This is a genomic window from Imperialibacter sp., assembly GCF_048007035.1.
In the GTDB taxonomy this organism is placed as follows: domain Bacteria; phylum Bacteroidota; class Bacteroidia; order Cytophagales; family Cyclobacteriaceae; genus Imperialibacter.
The window spans coordinates 4549196-4568528 of record NZ_CP180355.1; the positions used below are offsets into that span (position 1 = coordinate 4549196).

Consider the following 19333-nt stretch of genomic DNA (forward strand, 5'->3'; position numbering starts at 1 on the left):
CATGGAAAAGCTGCAAAACATTACGTTAAGACATCTTTACTTCAACGATGAGAAGTATATAGGTATTCAATTTTACCCTCACAAAGTGGTGCAGGCGCTGGTAAAGGAGCTTCCTGAGCCGAAATGGAGTAAGACACATAATATGGTGTGTATTAGGAATACACCTCAAAACCTGACTACTATCTTTAATAAGTTTAAAGGAGTAGCTTGGGTGAATTGCCATTACTTCTTTAAAAACAGGCCGATCAATACCTACGGGGAAGGGAATGGGGATGTCAGTTGGCTTGAAAAAAGGAAACTAGCGCCCGACTATCGAGCGTGTCCGCCAGAGTACCTGCAAAAGCTGGCGATAAAAAAGTATTCAGCCAGCACGATCCGCACCTATGTTAGCTACTTCGAGAAATTCATCAATTATTATAAGGAGGATGAGCTGGGAAACCTGAATGAGCAACATATCAGGAGATTTCTCGAAACAATTGTAAAGGACAGAGGCTCCAACTCAGCTCTGAATCAGGCAGTGAACGCAATTAAATTCTATTATGAGATTGTGTTGGATATGCCCAACAGGTTTTATGACATTGATCGTCCGAGAAAGGAGCACAAATTACCCAAAGTGCTGGCAAAAGATGAAGTGTTGGCCATCATTGCTAACACCACCAATATCAAGCACCGGTGTATTCTAGAGTTGCTGTACTCAGCCGGGCTGCGAAGAAGTGAGCTCCTCAACCTGAAGGTGAGTGATATAGACAGCCATCGGATGCTGGTTCGTGTGGAAGGAGCGAAAGGTAATAAAGACAGATTTACACTATTATCGTCGACTGTGCTGACAGATTTGCGCAGGTACGTTGCAAAGTACAAGCCTCAAAATTACTTGTTTGAGGGTCCAGCCTGTTCAAAATACACCGGGAGTAGCCTGGAACATATTCTGCACGGAGCGGCTAAAAGGGCTGGCATTCTAAAAAAGGTTACGCCACACATGCTGCGGCACAGCTTTGCCACACATTTGCTTGAAAACGGCACTGACCTGCGAAATATTCAGATATTACTTGGGCATAATTCGTTGAAAACTACTGAAATTTATACTCATGTGGCTAACAATGCTTTTTCTTCCATCAAAAATCCGTTAGATTAACAAAAAACATAATGTATATATACCAAACCCTTGGTTTACCCAGGTGTTATGTGCAATACGCACCTTCATTACTTCACAACGCTTATTTTTCGCCAGGACGCTGCCAGAGGCGGCGGCACCACTTCAGCAGAGAGACAGAAATGGCTATGGAAACTTGAGAGGAAGTCTTTGGACGGCTGCACCGTGGAAAGCTTTGCTTTCAGACGAGGGTAACGTCTCACAAAGACTTAGTCTAAGACACTTGTCGAAGTTAGTCGTTTTTCACGACAAAATCAAGTTTTAATAGCCTGTCAATTGAAAGGATTCTGCTGGAGTGGTGCCGGAGATGATTATGGAGGGCAGTGTCCAGGTCGACACTTTTTAGACGTCTTTTTATGGGAGATAAAAAAGCATATAAAAAGTTAAAAATAAGCCGTTGGGGCCAATATTTGGATGAAGGTGCGAACTGCTCCGAATTTGTCTGGGTCTGCCAGGGGCAAGTGTAGCAGACTCGGACTTCATTAAAATTTTCCATCTGCGGAATAGGTTCAGGAATTTTAATAAATTCACATAACAAAGTCTATAACCCATGGTCGCTCAATCCAACGCAAGACCCGACCACGGGTTATAGCCAGGTGTTGGGCTCAATAGACTGCATTACGCAGATCGACATGCTAGCAAAAAACGTAGTACCAAAAGTCGTAATAGTTGTCGGGTTCCTGATCTGTATCAATTTATATTGGCTGATCATCGGAGGGCCAATTTGCATACTTGGAATCATCTATCTGCTGCTACAAAAACGATCAATCAGATCCAAGATATTGTGGACTCTTTGGCCTCCTTTACTTGTATATCCGGCTTTTCTAGTATTTATATATGTAACTGGAGTTATTGGGACGGCTACGGCTCAAAAGCTTGAATTCAGATTCCCTAAGGATTTTCGAGGAACGGCTGTCGTGATACCCAACATGGACTGCGGCCAAGAGGTCATAACAGAGGATGGACGTGAGATTCTAAATTTTCCAGAACATGGGATTCTGTTATATAGGGGTCGTATTGAATATGGGTATATTAACCATGTATACAGAATCTACGACTCAACTGGTGACTTGGTAGATTTACCAGAGCTCATTATACAAGAGTTCAACTCAGAACCGAAGCAAGACACCACTGAACTCGGTGTGTTTTATAACTACGCACCGACAATGGCGAAAGAAATCCCATCTGGGAATGGAGCCCTAGGTTATACCGTTTCGACGTATGAACAGATACAGCCGTTTTATGAATTTCAGAATCAAAAGAAACTAGAGCGTGCCATTGACAGTCTAATTCTTAGCTGCAAAAGATGAGCCCAACACAAACCTATCATGCATGGGGGCTCGGTTGTGATCGTGCCGCAGCTGGCTTGGATTGTCCGCCACAAAGTATAATTTTATCAGTTGAGTGGCTAAGTGCTAGTGGGAACTGAACTGCATTAAAAACCCCCACGCACGATAGCTAGTCGTTATGTGCAATACGCACCTTCATTACTTCACAACGCTTATTTTTCGCCAGGACGCTGCCAGAGGCGGCGGCACCACTTCAGCAGAGAGACAGAAATGGCTATGGAAACTTGAGAGGAAGTCTTTGGACGGCTGCACCGTGGAAAGCTTTGCTTTCAGACGAGGGTAACGTCTCACAAAGACTTAGTCTAAGACACTTGTCGAAGTTAGTCGTTTTTCACGACAAAATCAAGTTTTAATAGCCTGTCAATTGAAAGGATTCTGCTGGAGTGGTGCCGGAGATGATTATGGAGGGCAGTGTCCAGGTCGACACTTTTTAGACGTCTTTTTATGGGAGATAAAAAAGCATATAAAAAGTTAAAAATAAGCCGTTGGGGCCAATATTTGGATGAAGGTGCGAACTGCTCCGAATTTGTCTGGGTCTGCCAGGGGCAAGTGTAGCAGACTCGGACTTCATTAAAATTTTCCATCTGCGGAATAGGTTCAGGAATTTTAATAAATTCACATAACAAAGTCTATAACCCATGGTCGCTCAATCCAACGCAAGACCCGACCACGGGTTATAGCCAGGTGTTATAGCGAATGATGCAGAGCGCACAGAAAAGAGCATGTGACATTGACTCCCTACAAATTTGAGACTGACAGTCGTAATCGTACTTCTACTGTTCATCACACACAACTCTCACAGCTGTGACTGTGTATCGGGCCCAATAGCGACGCAGTTTGACGGCTCGGACTACGTGGTGACTGCTGAAGTCGTTGAGCTATTGGATTCTCCGTCAGAACGAGAAGAATTTCACTGGCCTCAAAAAGACCAGAGTAGCTATCGTGTAAAAATCAGGGTGACCAGAAGCTTCAAAGACAGTCTCAAAGCAGGGGAAATTATTGAGCTCGACTCTGACTTCACAAATTGTGATCCCCTTTTCGAACTAGGTGAAGTCTATCTGCTATTTCTGCATAGTCAAGACGGCAAGTTCCGTGAAATTCCATGCTTTTCCTGGGACAAGGCATCTGAGGCAAAGGCAGACATAAAAAAGATTGCAACCTTAAGCAGACGGCAAAAAAGCGGGCGTTGAAGATCATGCCTCAAGGTGACTACGGAATCTGAGTGTCCAATGTCTTATCATGCGGACAGTAGAGCGGAGAGAGATAAAATCGCTATAACACAGCGGTAAAAATGAATGTGGGCTTAGTCGGTTATCAAGCATTTGCTGGCTTGGAATCTCCGCCACAAAAGTTAATTTTATTCATTGGCGTGGCTAAGATGTAGTGGAAGCGGAGCTGCATAAAACTCCCACACTCATTTTACCGAGGCGTTAGAGCTAAATATTTGGAGCGGCTAAACTTGATGGCAGTCAGACTTTCGATTCTTTGTAGTGCTATACTTCTATCGTGCGGACTGGCCGCTGGATTTCCATGCAGCAAGTATGTCTTTGAATTTGGAGGTGGAACTGCCTATGCTACTCAGGGTGACTTGAAAGTGGCTTGGAAAATCAACACCGGACTTAACGGATGCTCGGTAGACTCTACTTCAGCGGTTGGCAAAGAATTCATAGTGAGGATACGAACGTTTTATAATGATTTGTTGCTAGCGGACACGATCCAACAAAGTCACTACCGATTTCCTTCAAACATTGGCAATGGACACGGCCTTATCTTATTTGACCTACAAGAGGTTGATGATCTTAATTCGGTCTATACTATGGGAATAAGACTTCTCGCTAATCAAGAAATGCAGTCCGCCAATAAAATTGATTCTTTAAATCACTACTTGTGGGATGGGTACTTTTTGAATGCAGCTCACATCATTTACGAACTCGACGACACCAAGCTGTTGAAGCAGGTGACAAATGCGTACCATGAGCTTTTTCCTGAAAACTATCCAGACAAGAAAGACTTCTTTAACTGCTATGTCGACAGCGTATCGATGGATCTGAGGCGAATGCCGTTCGTAGATGGAATGGACAACTTCATTAAAGAGGTCAACAGGCTGACCAAGGCGGAATTTACAAAGTCACAGGGCTTCAAGATAGAAGCGAAAATTTCAAAAGACGGAGAGCTAAAAACCTACGAAGTCTATCCGTCCGACTACAGAGACGAATTTGAACAAGCCAAATACCTGCTTTCATTCACAGCGAACGATTCCAAAGATCAGCTTCTGTTAATTTCTATCGGAAGGAGCAAAAACAGTCGGAAGTACGAAATAGTCAATAGCCGAGCTCTTCTAGATCCAAATTCAAAGAAATACGAGAAAAGGTTTCGCTATCGGGGAGCTGTGAACTAGAGGATGCGGAAAAAAGCTCTAACACAAACCTATCATGCATGGGGGGCTCGGTGGTTAGGAAACGGCGGCTCGCTTGGATTGTCCGCCACAAAGTATAAATTTATCAGCTGAGTGGCTAAGTGCTAGCGGGAACCGAACTACATTAAAATCCCCCACGCACGATAGCTAGTCGTTGTGGCCCATGATCTTGCCGGAGGTGATACTCATTAACGCACAATAATGGCTCTCGTTTCAAGCCGCTCGGTAAATGGCTGAAGTGCAAACATACAACCCCTCTTACTGATCACGCCCGCTCGGCCAATTCTTAGCCCCCCTCTCTGACGAATTCCTCCCGACTCGGCCAGCGCACTCCGTAGGTGTAAATGACAGGTCTAAGGCCGGGACACCCCCCACTCTGTTTTCGCCCACGCCGCTTACGCACGATCCCCTTACACAGGCAATTCACGCCCACACGGCCATCGCACCTGCAGTGAACGATCAGTCTGCAAGGCCGTTAACAACTACAAACCAAAGACGGCTCTCCTGCTGAGGGCGCTGCCAGACAATTGAAAGGGCCACAACAAGGGCCTAAAAATGAATGTGGGCTTTAGCAGTTTTCGGGCTGTTCATGGCTTGGATTGTCCGCCACAAAAGTTAATTTTATCATCTGCGTGCCCGCCCGAACGACGTTCAGTCGGGCGGGGCTAAGTGGTAGTGGAAAGGGGGCTGCATAAAACTCCCACACTCATTTTAGGCAGGCGTTGTAGCCAATAGTCTTGCTAACGAAAAGAAAGCCTTTGGCAGGTAAATGAGAATGGCTGCATTAGCCGATGGACGCCTGATCACTAGCCTTGGATAAAAAAGATGACTGCCTCATAATATTGAACCTGGATGTTCGGACTGACAAAACGCATACCCATCTATATCAGAATTTTCCGAGACAAGATCGTGGCAAAACGACTTGACAACAATCAGGAGGTAGCACTTTTGACTGACCCCCCAATTTCCAACAACAGATTGCTGCTGGCAAACTACGACAGCCTAGTAACAAATCTGACTGTAGTGGTTAACATGCTGAATAGGAGTATGGTTGTAAACAAGTATAAGTTCATTTTCCAACTTGTTGACAAGGAGCTGACTCATGTGGCTCAGACTGAGAAGATGTGCCTTAATGATGCAGGACTTGCGTGCGGTGCGTCGTGGGTCTACATAGTGGATCATTCAGAGGAACTGCGGGATGCAGAATTGTCAAAAATCATTACTGCGAGATAGAAAAATGGCTACAACACTTGGCTAAAAGTGAATGTGGGCTTCAGCAGTTAACATGGCTAGGTTGGCTTGGAATCTCCGCCACAAAAGTTAAATTTATCATCGGCGTGGCTAAGTGCCAGTGGAAACGGAGCTGCATAACACTCCCACACTCACTTTAGCCGGCCGTTAGGTGTTATTGCTGGGTGGAAAGTAAAAGTTGTGTTGCCAAGCTGAGATGGATCAACCAAGATTTCCAATAATTCAAATCTTCAAGGGTGACAACGTGGTTTATGGCTGTACCACAGAACATGACTATGTTCGTTGCGACGTAACTTTTATAGACAAGTTCACAAACGCCATTGTAATAGATTCCAGCGGACGACTCTTTGAAATTGACAGTGCAGTGCAGACCGGGTGGGGGACTTGGCTTTTTGGGTATAATCCACTTATGAAAGGTAGACTGGCAAAAGTTGCTTTTTCCTACAAGGTCGTGAAAGAACTTACCTGGACTGACTTTGTGTCCTTCCTGACCGAACAACTAAGCAAGAAGGTCGACCTGAAGTGGTTGCCGAACCCGAAGAGTAAAATACTTAAGCAGTTAGAACGTTCGGACAGCTTCCGGGATGTTATCGAAATGTTCTCGTATGAACGGGACTAAAAAAACACCTAACACAACAGTAAAGTGAATGTGGGCTTCACCGGATGTCATAGGGAAGTTGGCTTGGATTGCCCGCCACAATTTATAATTTTAATATCGCCGTGGCTAAGTGCTAGTGGAAGCGGGGCTGCATAAAACTCCCACACTCATTTTACTGAGGCGTTGGGTGCAATAACCAAAAAAAATGAAGTCAACCCTTGTTAGACTCGGACTGCTAAAGACAAGTTACCCTCAAATTAAAAATGGATTTAGGGGTGAGGGATACGTTTACGAACTCGGGAACAGAAGAGTTAATGTATCTACTACTTTGGACAAAGTGGAAAAAATATACTTGGACGGTATAAGTAATTGGTATGAAAGCGAACAATGGTATCGTGGCGGACCACTAACAAATGAAGAGAAAATCAAAATATTTCGGGACATGGTTTTCTTTATTCATGAACAGAGAGGGAAAAGACCTATTGTTGTAATTAACATAGACAGGGACAAAGACTTTTGGGAAAGTGTTTGCGAACAATTCAGAAATAGAATAAGTGGTGTTGAGTACACTGCGACAACTGAGAAGGACAGTACAGAGTATAACAGGTATTTAAGTTTTATAAGGACTGGGCTGACACTTGAGGGGCAAGTAATTAAAAACCAAAACGACTTGGACGATTATTGGAGAAACAAAAGAGTGAAGTGATGGTTACTGCACCCAACAATGTGTATGAAAACATAGCGCTGGTTCGGTGTTGCTTTGTAGTTTTCGTTTCTTAATTTCGTTTGGCCACGTGGGACAAAACGCAGCAGGTCGCTAAAGCCATTCCTTCGTCATTTGGCTTTAGCTCCTATGCCGCGCTACGTTTCATACACCAGCGTTATGTGCAATACGCACCTTCATTACTTCACAACGCTTATTTTTCGCCAGGACGCTGCCAGAGGCGGCGGCACCACTTCAGCAGAGAGACAGAAATGGCTATGGAAACTTGAGAGGAAGTCTTTGGACGGCTGCACCGTGGAAAGCTTTGCTTTCAGACGAGGGTAACGTCTCACAAAGACTTAGTCTAAGACACTTGTCGAAGTTAGTCGTTTTTCACGACAAAATCAAGTTTTAATAGCCTGTCAATTGAAAGGATTCTGCTGGAGTGGTGCCGGAGATGATTATGGAGGGCAGTGTCCAGGTCGACACTTTTTAGACGTCTTTTTATGGGAGATAAAAAAGCATATAAAAAGTTAAAAATAAGCCGTTGGGGCCAATATTTGGATGAAGGTGCGAACTGCTCCGAATTTGTCTGGGTCTGCCAGGGGCAAGTGTAGCAGACTCGGACTTCATTAAAATTTTCCATCTGCGGAATAGGTTCAGGAATTTTAATAAATTCACATAACAAAGTCTATAACCCATGGTCGCTCAATCCAACGCAAGACCCGACCACGGGTTATAGCCAGGTGTTATGTGGAATATGGTGTTACGGAAAAAAACTCTTCTCTTCATTCTGACTGCTGTTGTTTTTTCGTACTGCACAGACGAGAAAAAGCCGACGCAAGTCATGTATTTTAGCCCCCCAGCAATTGGTGGCGAACCGACTGGCTGGTACCGAGTCCTTAGATCGCCAAACAAAGGACACGGAGACACAGTAGAACTCACTGGATATTTTCAGTACGAATTCGAGAACGTAGCTTTTTATCCGCCAGACTCGAGATCTCCTGCCTTTGGTGTGTGGATGAACCTTGACAGATTTTCACCATCTGATATGGAACGCCTGAACGGTCGAACAATTACAATCGAAGGCATAATTGATACAACTCATCATGGACGCCTATCTGACTTTGGTAGTGAAATCCAGGTGACAAGGATAGCGGAGTGAATCCACATAACACAGGCCTAAAAATGAATGTGGGCTTGGTCGGTTATCAAGTATTTGCTGGCTTGGATTCTCCGCCACAAATTATAATTTTATCATCGGCCTGGCTAAGGTGTAGTGGAAGCGGAGCTGCATAAAACTCCCACACTCATTTTAGGCAGGCGTTGTAGCATAAAAAACCAGACCGTAACTAGATGAAAAATTTTGCGATAGCTGTTCTATTAACTTTTGCAGCTTTCAATTTATTCGCTCAGGAACAAGTAAGCCTCGACGAGCTATTTCAAATTGCAACCCGACAACAACAACAGGGTGATTATGACAACGCAATTGCGAACTACACCACACTTCTAGATTATGCTGACGACGACGAAATTAGACGTCAAATTTTCATAAAACGAGGAATTGCAAAAAGTGGCAAGCAAGACTACAAATCTGCAATTCTTGATTTCACCGAATCAATCAAACTGGATTCAACCGACTTGGCTTCATTCGTAGACCGTGGGAAAGCCTATTATCGTGATCTTAACTTTGACAAAGCAGAATCAGACTTTTTCTATATTCTTGAGGTTAATAAAGCACCCAAGATGTTTGAGAATTGCTTCTATTGGCTAGCCAACATCGAGTTCGCCAGGAATAACTTCCAAAAATCAATTGAATACTGCAACAAGGTACTTATGTCCAACCCTCTCGACTCAGAAGTTTGGTTCATCAAAGGAGTTGCTTACTCAAACATGGCCGACAATACCAATGCGATTAAGTCGTACGACAATGCAATAAAAGCCTCACCGGACTATGTGGAAGCGATTGCAAATAGAGGTGTTGCAAAAATTAATCTCTTGACCGGGTCAGGAAACCCAAATCCCAGCAAGAAAGAAACGAAAGATGCCTGCAAAGACTTAAAGCGAGCGTTTGAACTTGGGGACACCTCTGTTGAGGATTTGCTTTTCCTGTACTGCAAATGAAAATGCTACAACACAAACCTATGACGTCATGGGGCTTCACCTGCAAGGAAATGGCAGTGGGGATTGTAGTCCCCGCCACTTTGTGTATTTTTATTCATCGGCGTGGCTATTTGCGGACGGCAGCGGTATCTCTTACCAATCCCCACGCCGCATAGCTAGTCGTTGGGCTCAATAGACTGCATTACGCAGATCGACATGCTAGCAAAAAACGTAGTACCAAAAGTCGTAATAGTTGTCGGGTTCCTGATCTGTATCAATTTATATTGGCTGATCATCGGAGGGCCAATTTGCATACTTGGAATCATCTATCTGCTGCTACAAAAACGATCAATCAGATCCAAGATATTGTGGACTCTTTGGCCTCCTTTACTTGTATATCCGGCTTTTCTAGTATTTATATATGTAACTGGAGTTATTGGGACGGCTACGGCTCAAAAGCTTGAATTCAGATTCCCTAAGGATTTTCGAGGAACGGCTGTCGTGATACCCAACATGGACTGCGGCCAAGAGGTCATAACAGAGGATGGACGTGAGATTCTAAATTTTCCAGAACATGGGATTCTGTTATATAGGGGTCGTATTGAATATGGGTATATTAACCATGTATACAGAATCTACGACTCAACTGGTGACTTGGTAGATTTACCAGAGCTCATTATACAAGAGTTCAACTCAGAACCGAAGCAAGACACCACTGAACTCGGTGTGTTTTATAACTACGCACCGACAATGGCGAAAGAAATCCCATCTGGGAATGGAGCCCTAGGTTATACCGTTTCGACGTATGAACAGATACAGCCGTTTTATGAATTTCAGAATCAAAAGAAACTAGAGCGTGCCATTGACAGTCTAATTCTTAGCTGCAAAAGATGAGCCCAACACAAACCTATCATGCATGGGGGCTCGGTTGTGATCGTGCCGCAGCTGGCTTGGATTGTCCGCCACAAAGTATAATTTTATCAGTTGAGTGGCTAAGTGCTAGTGGGAACTGAACTGCATTAAAAACCCCCACGCACGATAGCTAGTCGTTATCAGTAATACACTTCAAACTGGCAAATGACAGACGACAAATTGCGGCAATCATTTGAGGCCAAATGCCAGACCTATCAAAAGTGGTTCATTCAGATTGAATTGCGGCGACTTGCAAAGCCATTAATTTTAGTATGGATTACGGACCGCACCGACAACGACACTGACAAGCTGATTGTAGACAAGAACAACCAAGTAGTTGCCGCTCACGACCATAGACAGCTGATCCATTTTTTGAAGGATAACAAAAGCATCCTACCAGACTCTTTAAATACAATCAGCTGGACAAACGACATCGAGAGATTCGAGAAAGCCTACCCGACGATATATGACATCATTGCTATCGAGGCTTCTCTGAAATCGAACGGCTTCACAAAGGCTTCAGTTTACGAATCCATCAACTTCATAAACCTTTTCAACGACCTTGCAGATCAGCTTGATGACCTGCAACTACGATCGTTGACTAACAAACAAGCGGTAAGGAATCTTTGGGATTTTGGCTACAATGAGATCGTCTGGAAAGAGTTTGGAGAAGATGAAGAATTGCCTTCAGTATCAATCTCCCAATTTCCAACCGACTATAATGCCCTGTCTGCAGCTCTGAGTCAAATGATTGATGCGTTTATCGAAAGGTTGGTGGTTCTGGACGACCAATGAAAAACTGATAACACAAAGCTATAGCGAATGGGGCCCTCACCAGTAACCTGATCGCTGCTGGCTTGGATTGTCCGCCACATAGATTAATTTTATCATCGGCGTGGCTAGGTGTAAGTGGGTAGCAAAGTGCATAAAACAACCCCACTCATCATAGCTGGCCGTTAGAGCGCATGGTGATGTGCACCTTTAATCCATAATTTTCGTAAATTTGACTATGGAATGGCGAGAACACATAGTATCAGACAATAATGTCCTTCTAGGCAAGCCGACTGTCAAAGGCACTCGGATTTCCGTCGAGCATGTCATCGGCCTACTGGCCCAGGGATGGACTGAGCAGCAAATACTGGAAAACTACCCTCGTTTAACGCATGAATCTTTGCAGGCAGTATTTTCATATATACAGGAATGCCTAAAAGACGGGCTCCTCTACTCAAACGCCTGATCCCTACCTCATCTTGAAGTTACTGGCCAACGAGAATGTTCCGCTCTCAAGTGTGACCTATTTGAAGTCACAAGGCTTTGATATTACCGCAATTGGTGTCGACCACAGTGGAATTTCAGATGAACAAGTGATGGAAATCGCCATTGCTGACAATCGGACAATTGTAACTTACGACAGCGACTACGGCGAACTCATTTTCAAACATGGATATAAGCCAGGCGCTGGCGTTATTTTTATTAGGTCTCAACCAGTAGATCCCCTGGAGACATCCAGAATTCTCCAACGATTAGCGGAGACACCAGGCCTTTCCTTCAGGCGAACCCTGACAGTGGTTGACTCCAATTCACTGCGGCAAAAGAAATACTAAAGCTCTCTAACACGCACCTAAGACATCATGGGGCTTCACCTGAAAGGAAATGGCAGTGGGGATTGCAGTCCCCGCCACTTTGTGTATTTTTATTCATCGGCGTGGCTATTTGCGGACGGCAGCGGTATCTCATACCAATCCCCACGCCGCATAGCCAGACGTTAGGGCATATTATGACTGCATGAAACTGAAACTGGCAACATTCTGCGTTATACTTCTTTGCTGCTGCCACAGTGAGCATACGCTAACGGACACCAAAGAACTTCTAGCTGGAAAATGGATCGACGTCGGTTCATACAAAAATGGCAAACCGCTTTATGATACTCTGGGTGTTGAGCTGAATCAAGATTTTGAAGGTGTTGTCAATGAATTAAAGTATGTGATCAGGACGGACAGCGGCGTATTCAAACACATATATACGGCAGACTCGAATAGATTTGTTGGTATCGAGCCTGCAACAGAGCTATCGATTGGAGAGTACCAATTTATCAATGATTCTGTTGCAAACTTAACTTACTACCAAATTGATACTTCGCACTTTCAAACTACAGACTCTAAGATGTTTGGTCATACTGAGGAAGTAAGGCTTATAGAATCTGACTCTGGCATTGTCATGGAGGTTCTATATCCCATCAATTTACGGGATGAATATTCTGATCCGACTTACCATGTTTTTGTAAAGCGGCTGACCACTGACTCACTAATTCTCCAGTTCGGCAACGGGGGAACTATATACGTCAGATTTAAAATGCCCTAACACAACGGTAAAATGAATGTGGGCTTCAGTGGTTATCGTTGGTCAGTTGGCTTGGATTCTGCGCCACAAACCATAAATTTATCATCGGCGTGGCTAAGTGCCAGTGGAAGCGGAGCTGCATAAAACTCCCACACTCACTTTACTGAGGTTGTATGCCATTAGAGAAAAACGGCAACAATTATCTTATTACATCGTCAGAATTAATATAAAATATTAAAATCAAATAATTTATGATTGTAAGTACAGAACAAAAGCATTCGATTAAAACTGCAAGAATAGCTGGCGTATGGTATTTAATGATGGCTATTTCAGGGGTTTTAGGATTTATGGTCTTTCATTCTCAAATATTTGTATCTGGTAATCCTGAACAAACGCTGACGAATTTAGTAGAACTAGAATCTACTGCAAGAATTAGGTTGCTATTAGAGTTTGCTATCGTAATATCACAGGCACTTACCGCAGTTTGGTTTTTCAAATTATTTAAAGACAGTTATGAATGGGAAGCTTGGACTTTAGGTATATGGGGAATTGTGAATGCTTTAGCCATTATGATAAGTGCAATTTCAATCGCCTCTGCCATAGGTGTTGCCAATTCTGATATAAGCGCTACGGAAGACAAAGTTTTACTAATTCAGGTCTTTCAAAATATAATCTCAAATGCTTGGGGTATTGGTGGTCTTTTCTTTGGGCTTTGGCTATTTCCTATGGGATACATAGTCATCAAATCAAAAAGAATGCCTGTCTGGTTAGGAAGAGTAATTGTTTTAGGTGGTATTGGCTATCTAATTAGCACCGTTATCCGCTACGCAGGAATTGATTTTAGCTTCAATAGTTTTCTTACTCTACCCGCAACCATTGGAGAATTTTGGATGATAGGTTATTTACTAATTTTTGGCATAAGACCTATCAACGAGTAAGATAAAATTAAAACGACACACAACAATGGCTACAAGTAATTGCCTGGTCTCGCCAACTTTGGATATTACGCAGGAATTTCCAACTTGGTACTTACTTGCAAAGTTAAGAACTAACCCACGCAACTACTCATAGCTGAGGCCATTGTAGCCAATGGTCTTGATAACGAAATAGAGAGCCTTTGCGGATAAATAACGATAGGAGCATTAGCCGACAGACGATGGATCGCTAGACTTGAATAAAAAAGATAACTGCGCACAAGATCGACCCTAAATGTTCGGACTGACAAAACGTATACCAATCTATATCAGAATTTTTCGGGACAAGATCGAAGCAAAACGACTTGACAATAGCCAACGGGTAGCACTTTTGACAGACCCACCGATTTCCAACAACAGACTGCTGTTAGCAAACTACGATAGCCTTTTAACAAATTTGAGGGTCGTAGTTAACATGCTGAACAGAAGTATGCTCGTAAACAAGTACAAATTCATTTTCCAACTTGTTGACGATGATCTGACTGATGTGTCTCAAATAGAGAAGATGTGCCTCAACGATGCAGGTCTGGCCTGTGGAGCAAATTGGGTCTACATCTTGGACCATTCAGAGGAACTGGGGGATGCAGAATTATCAAAAATCCTTACTGCTAGATAGAGAAATGGCTACAACAAGGATCTAAAAATGAATATGGGCTTTGGTAGTTTTCGGGCATTAGCTGGCTTGGAATCTCCGCCACAAAAGTTAATTTTATCATCGCCACCTTCGCTAAAGCTGCGGTGGGCAAAGCGTGGCTAAGTGCTAGTGGAAGCGGAACTGCATAAAACTCCCCCTCTTATTTTACCGGGGGTGGCAGTAGTGGGGCAGGATAAATTTGTGTTCAACCAACGAACGACAATCCGACACCTCATTATGAGAAAATATTTAATAATTCTTCTTTCGATTACCCTGCTCTCATGTAATAGGGAGCAGCAATTATCTACAACTCAAAAGCTCCATTTGACTGCTAAAGTATGGGGATTCCTCAAATACTACCATCCCAAAGTAAACGAGGGGAAAATCAATTGGGATAAACAACTCGTTGACATTATTACAAAACTGGATGATGTAAAAACAAAGCAGGACTTATCGGATACTTACATCAAATGGATCGAGTCCTTAGGTGAAGTGCAGTCGTGTGGTAATTGTGAGTCCAAAAAGGAAAATAAATATTTTGATAAGAATTTTGACTTGGCGTGGTTACAAGATGAGGCATTCGCCCCAGCACTTGTTGAAGAACTACTATACGTCAAAGAAAACCGAACACAGCGTCAGCATTTTATTAGCCTTGACGGGGCTAATCAAATTTATAAGAACGAACCACAATACACAGCCTCGCAATGGAATGACGAAAATGTTCGGTTGATTACCTTGTTCAGGTACTGGAACCTAATTGAATATTTTTACCCTTATAAGTATGTGATGGATCAAAACTGGGATGAGGTGTTAATAGAAATGATTCCAAGATTCCAGCAGATCAAATCCGAAGAGGAATATCATGTGCTGCTGCATGAACTGACTGTGAAGCTTTGCGACTCGCACAGCTTCTTCCTTACTGACCTGGTGCGTCAACATGCTGGCAGGAAATACATAGCGAGTGACTTCATGATAATAAATAATAAGGCAGTGCTTTCTGACTTTTATGATGACTCACTGGCAAGGCTGGATGACCTTAGATTGGGCGATGCCATCCTTGCTGTGAACGATACCCCGGTGTCTGATATCTATAAAAAAATAAGAAATATATCAATGGTTCCAATGAAGCAGTAAAAACGCTGTGGTATTCAAGTCGATGGATATGCAATGGAAATACAGACAGTGTAAAGATCACATTCGACAGAATGGGAACGATTAGCACAAAGACTATCAGGCGATATGCGCCATCATCGTGGACCAGAAAAAGTACTCCCGTGAAAAAATGGGAAATTCTCAACGGAAATATCGGATATGTAAACATGGAAGAGGATGCTGTGACACTAGAAGACTTACCCCACATGATGAAGGAACTCACCAACACTAAAGCGATTATTTTTGATTTGCTTGGCTATCCTGCGTTTATCTGGGATGAAGTGGTGGGATACTTCAACTATGAAAAAAAGGTGTCTGCAAGCTACACGCAACCGGATTTGACTTACCCAGGTCGGTTCATCATGTCAAATGCCGACTCCATCGGAAGAAGGAACCCTTCTCCGTACCAGGGTAAAGTAGTAATTCTAATGAATGAGGAAACCCAGAGTCGTGGGGAGTCTTTTGTAATGGCATTGCAGACTATTGAGGGAGCCATTACAGTTGGGCGTCAGACTTCAGGGGCCGATGGAAATGTTGCTGAATATACTTTATTTGATGACAAAACTACTTGGATTACCGGACTAGGCGTTTTCTATCCTGATGGTAGGGAGACCCAACGAATCGGAATCATCCCGGATATAGAGGTACCAGTAAGTATAGATGACATCAGGATCGGGCGTGATGCAATTTTTGAAAAAGCTGTTGAAATTGCCACGGAAAAGTGACCATAGAGCCCTACTACTGCCAACAAAATGTTTATGCAATGCGGCGATTCAGTGTAGGTGTTTAGAGTATTTTTCTAATTTAGTTCAGTAACGGCTGACATTTTCGGAGATGGTCGGACTAAACATTTCGCTGCGCTTCATTTTTTAGCCGTCCTGCCCCATAAATGGTTCGGGCGAGTTTATTATGTACATAAACAATCACTTCGCCTAACAACGGTTATTACTAATAGGCCTTTGCTTGGCTCTTTTGCTAACTTTCGATCAAATCAAAAATTGGCTGGCCCTCGCCTACGAGACATAAACAGGCCGCTGGTGATAATTGAAAACATCATGAAATAGCCATAAGGAAAGTCCATACCCAGCGGAATGAATAAAGTCGGAGAATAGTCGACTATCGCTTCCAAAAGGTTTTGGCTATTCCATCTGGCCGCTGAGAAATAAATTATATACACATGAAATACTCAATCTATTTTGTTGTAATTATCCTTCTATTTGGCTGTAAGCAAAAACCGTCAAATGAATTTGACTTGGTTATCTCCAATGTAAATCTTATCGATGGTATGGGAAACCCAATTCAGGAAGGAGTTTCAATTGGCATAAAAGAAGGTAAAATCGTTGCTATTGATACTTCGTTGGTTGGCACTGAGGCCATTAGAATTGAGGGATCAGGGAAGTTTCTCATCCCCGGATTGTTTGATTGTCATGTGCATACTACAGATTTTGAAAGAGACTTCCCCAGGTTTATTCATTATGGAGTAACCTCGATTTTTATAACGGGAGGAAGCTTATGTACGAACGATTACTATCATGCTATGCGCAGACAGGGTAATCAGGATACAGTTGCTGCCCCCTTTGTGTTCCATACTAGTCAACATTTTACAATGGAAGGCCGTCATCCATCAAAGACGTATAAAAGCAGCAATTGGCGAGATGGCAAATCCATATTCTACCTCAAGGACACCATCCAAATTGAACGCCTCGTTCATGAAGTGTCTCAATACCCAATAGTCGGAATCAAATTAACCATTGAAGATGGCCCTGCTCCCCCTTTTGTTGAACGAATGCCTCAATCATTCATAAATAAGACCGTAAAAGAAGCCTCCAAATACGGATTTGAAGTTTTCGCCCATGTTAGTGATAACACTGAATTGGAAATGGCCATTAACGGAGGAATTCAAAACCTTGTTCATTTTACCGGAATAAATATTAATCCACAAGACAGCATCCAACTACAACTTCTGCAAAGGTTTAGAAAAAGAAACCCCTATTGGGTGACAACTTTAATGATTGATAAATCATTTCTATATCCTATCCACCCTGAATGGTTCAGGTCTGAATCTATGCTTTCCGAATACAGAAATATGGTCAACGAGCTAAGCCCGGAAGTAGTAGAACGTGCAAAGATTTATGTGAATATTCTGATGGAAGAATATGGATTAAATGAAAGTAGTCTTGAGGCTCTACTGCTCCCTCAAGTTGAGGATATTCGCTTCCTTTACGGAGAGGGATTTAACATGGTCTTGGGTACAGACACAGGAAATGATTTTAATTTCCCGGGCTATAGTTTACACGAAGAAATGCAGCTTCTTGAAATTGGAGGAATGGAGCCATTAGACATCATTAAAATGGGAACGCTGAATGCTGCGAAAATGATGAAGGCACAAGATAGTTTGGGTTCAATTGAAGTAGGGAAAATTGCAAATTTGATATTGCTGGATAAAAATCCGTTGGAGTCGATCCGTAATACGTTAGAAATAAACAAAGTAATTAAAAACGGCGTAGTTCAGAAACGGTTAATGGAATGAAATGACCACCAATAATGCATAAAAGCAATATCCGGTTCAGTAACAACTCGGCATGGTTTGTTTGATCAACCTCAACTGTTGGCCAATCACTATCTGGAGCTTTCGAAGCGATTTAACAAATCCAATATTAAGCGGACACTTGCCACAATTAATAAACTCGGGCTTGAACGCTCCAAGTACAAGTTTGGACAACTGTAATGGCTTCCAAAAAAAACTGATAACACGACGCTAAGAATGAATGTGGGCTTCACCAGTTATCATAGGATTGATGGCTTGGATGTCCGCCACAAAAGTTAAATTTATTCATCGCCGTGGCTAAGTGGTGACGGGAGGCGGTAGTGCCTAAAATCCCCACTCTCATTTTACCGAGGCGTTGTGCGGTATTAAAAAAAGACAAAACCGGATAATAAATGAATTATGTTGAAGAAATAGTATCCAATAAAATTCTAAAGGTAGATGTTCTTTGTTACTGGCAGATGAGTGGACATATCAATTCAAAGGAGGGTGTAAATTCACGTTATTTACCCAAAGGTCAAAATATACTGGTTTTCAATTTTGGAGATAGTGTTGAACAGTTGAGCTTATCGCAAAATAGCGACTTTAAAACCCCATTTTTTATCTTTCCAGCAATAAAAACTAGCACAATTATAAACCAAAGAGGAAAAATTGATTTGTTTGGAATTTCATTTATAGGTGAAGGTTTATATAAATTGATACAGCAGCCTATCTCAGAACTAATAAGTGAATTCCCGAATACTTTGAGAGGTAAGTATGAAGCCTTGTACTCAGAACTGAGCGAGAATAATTTTTTGGATAAAGTTAATATCGCAGAAAATTTTTTACTCGAGAATCTTAACCAGAAAATTGAAAGCCCCGTATTTCATAAAGCAATTGAAGTTATTCACGAAGCTAAAGGTGTAATCAAGGTTTCTGAGATCACTGATAAGGTTCATGTTTCTGAACGTCAATTACAACGATTATTCAAGACACGGTTGGGAATTTCCCCAAAAGACTACTGTAAAATTATTCGTGTAAATAACTACCTTGAATTTATCCTTATTAAAAATAAATCTGTCGATTGGATGGAATTAGTGGTTGAATACGACTATCACGATCAGCCCCACCTTATTAATGAAGTAAAGTCAATTTCAAAGTTATCACCTAAAAAACTCATCTCTTTTAGAGATACCCTTTATCACCGATATATCGGAGAATGATTGG

General features: G+C 42.5%; 21 protein-coding genes. All 21 read left to right on the forward strand.

The window, feature by feature from the left end:
* Position 1: 1 nt before the first annotated feature.
* The 21 genes from xerA to ACMVP2_RS19805 all read left to right on the forward strand — a co-directional run bounded on the left by xerA (position 2) and on the right by ACMVP2_RS19805 (position 19329).
* Positions 2-1132 (forward strand): site-specific tyrosine recombinase/integron integrase, encoded by a 1131-nt coding sequence (gene xerA / locus ACMVP2_RS19705; protein ID WP_416864760.1) that lies wholly within the window; start codon positions 2-4, stop codon positions 1130-1132.
* A gap of 48 nt (positions 1133-1180) precedes the next feature.
* On the forward strand, positions 1181-1345 hold the full coding sequence (locus tag ACMVP2_RS19710) for a hypothetical protein (RefSeq protein ID WP_416864761.1): 165 nt from the start codon (positions 1181-1183) through the stop codon (positions 1343-1345).
* A 437-nt stretch (positions 1346-1782) separates the two neighbouring features.
* The gene (locus tag ACMVP2_RS19715) at positions 1783-2460 is read left to right on the forward strand and encodes a DUF6843 domain-containing protein (protein WP_416864762.1); all 678 of its coding nucleotides are present in this window, start codon (positions 1783-1785) and stop codon (positions 2458-2460) included.
* 157 nt (positions 2461-2617) lie between these two features.
* Positions 2618-2782: a hypothetical protein gene (locus ACMVP2_RS19720; RefSeq protein WP_416864761.1), complete on the forward strand. Its 165-nt coding sequence runs from the start codon at positions 2618-2620 to the stop codon at positions 2780-2782.
* 463 nt (positions 2783-3245) lie between these two features.
* Positions 3246-3689, forward strand: a complete 444-nt coding sequence (locus ACMVP2_RS19725; RefSeq protein ID WP_416864763.1) for a hypothetical protein — start codon at positions 3246-3248, stop codon at positions 3687-3689.
* A gap of 272 nt (positions 3690-3961) precedes the next feature.
* The gene (locus tag ACMVP2_RS19730) at positions 3962-4897 is read left to right on the forward strand and encodes a hypothetical protein (protein WP_416864764.1); all 936 of its coding nucleotides are present in this window, start codon (positions 3962-3964) and stop codon (positions 4895-4897) included.
* A gap of 870 nt (positions 4898-5767) precedes the next feature.
* The gene (locus ACMVP2_RS19735; protein WP_416864765.1) at positions 5768-6148 is read left to right on the forward strand and encodes a hypothetical protein; all 381 of its coding nucleotides are present in this window, start codon (positions 5768-5770) and stop codon (positions 6146-6148) included.
* 427 nt (positions 6149-6575) lie between these two features.
* Complete coding sequence (locus tag ACMVP2_RS19740) at positions 6576-6785, forward strand: hypothetical protein (RefSeq protein ID WP_416864766.1); 210 nt, start codon at positions 6576-6578, stop codon at positions 6783-6785.
* 184 nt (positions 6786-6969) lie between these two features.
* Positions 6970-7470 carry a hypothetical protein gene (locus ACMVP2_RS19745; RefSeq protein WP_416864767.1) on the forward strand — a complete coding sequence of 167 codons (501 nt, stop codon included), beginning with the start codon at positions 6970-6972 and terminating at the stop codon, positions 7468-7470.
* A gap of 177 nt (positions 7471-7647) precedes the next feature.
* Positions 7648-7812 carry a hypothetical protein gene (locus tag ACMVP2_RS19750; protein WP_416864761.1) on the forward strand — a complete coding sequence of 55 codons (165 nt, stop codon included), beginning with the start codon at positions 7648-7650 and terminating at the stop codon, positions 7810-7812.
* Positions 7813-8823: 1011 nt separating this feature from the next.
* Entirely contained in the window at positions 8824-9591 is a 768-nt protein-coding gene (locus ACMVP2_RS19755; protein WP_416864768.1) for a tetratricopeptide repeat protein, read from the forward strand.
* Between the two features lie 195 nt (positions 9592-9786).
* Positions 9787-10464, forward strand: coding sequence for a DUF6843 domain-containing protein (locus ACMVP2_RS19760; RefSeq protein WP_416864762.1), 678 nt, complete (start codon positions 9787-9789; stop codon positions 10462-10464).
* 183 nt (positions 10465-10647) lie between these two features.
* On the forward strand, positions 10648-11277 hold the full coding sequence (locus ACMVP2_RS19765; protein WP_416864769.1) for a hypothetical protein: 630 nt from the start codon (positions 10648-10650) through the stop codon (positions 11275-11277).
* Positions 11278-11491: 214 nt separating this feature from the next.
* Positions 11492-11719 (forward strand): DUF433 domain-containing protein, encoded by a 228-nt coding sequence (locus ACMVP2_RS19770; RefSeq protein WP_339810215.1) that lies wholly within the window; start codon positions 11492-11494, stop codon positions 11717-11719.
* 13 nt (positions 11720-11732) lie between these two features.
* Positions 11733-12086 carry a DUF5615 family PIN-like protein gene (locus ACMVP2_RS19775; RefSeq protein ID WP_416864770.1) on the forward strand — a complete coding sequence of 118 codons (354 nt, stop codon included), beginning with the start codon at positions 11733-11735 and terminating at the stop codon, positions 12084-12086.
* Positions 12087-12267: 181 nt separating this feature from the next.
* A complete protein-coding gene (locus ACMVP2_RS19780; protein ID WP_416864771.1) occupies positions 12268-12843 on the forward strand; it encodes a hypothetical protein in 576 nt (191 codons plus the stop codon).
* A 230-nt stretch (positions 12844-13073) separates the two neighbouring features.
* Positions 13074-13760, forward strand: coding sequence for a DUF4386 domain-containing protein (locus ACMVP2_RS19785; RefSeq protein WP_416864772.1), 687 nt, complete (start codon positions 13074-13076; stop codon positions 13758-13760).
* Between the two features lie 994 nt (positions 13761-14754).
* Positions 14755-15564 carry a hypothetical protein gene (locus tag ACMVP2_RS19790; protein WP_416864773.1) on the forward strand — a complete coding sequence of 270 codons (810 nt, stop codon included), beginning with the start codon at positions 14755-14757 and terminating at the stop codon, positions 15562-15564.
* 71 nt (positions 15565-15635) lie between these two features.
* A complete protein-coding gene (locus ACMVP2_RS19795; protein WP_416864774.1) occupies positions 15636-16307 on the forward strand; it encodes a S41 family peptidase in 672 nt (223 codons plus the stop codon).
* 452 nt (positions 16308-16759) lie between these two features.
* A complete protein-coding gene (locus ACMVP2_RS19800) occupies positions 16760-18112 on the forward strand; it encodes an amidohydrolase family protein (RefSeq protein WP_416864775.1) in 1353 nt (450 codons plus the stop codon).
* Positions 18113-18522: 410 nt separating this feature from the next.
* Positions 18523-19329, forward strand: a complete 807-nt coding sequence (locus ACMVP2_RS19805; RefSeq protein WP_416864776.1) for a helix-turn-helix domain-containing protein — start codon at positions 18523-18525, stop codon at positions 19327-19329.
* The last annotated feature ends 4 nt before the right edge of the window (positions 19330-19333 follow it).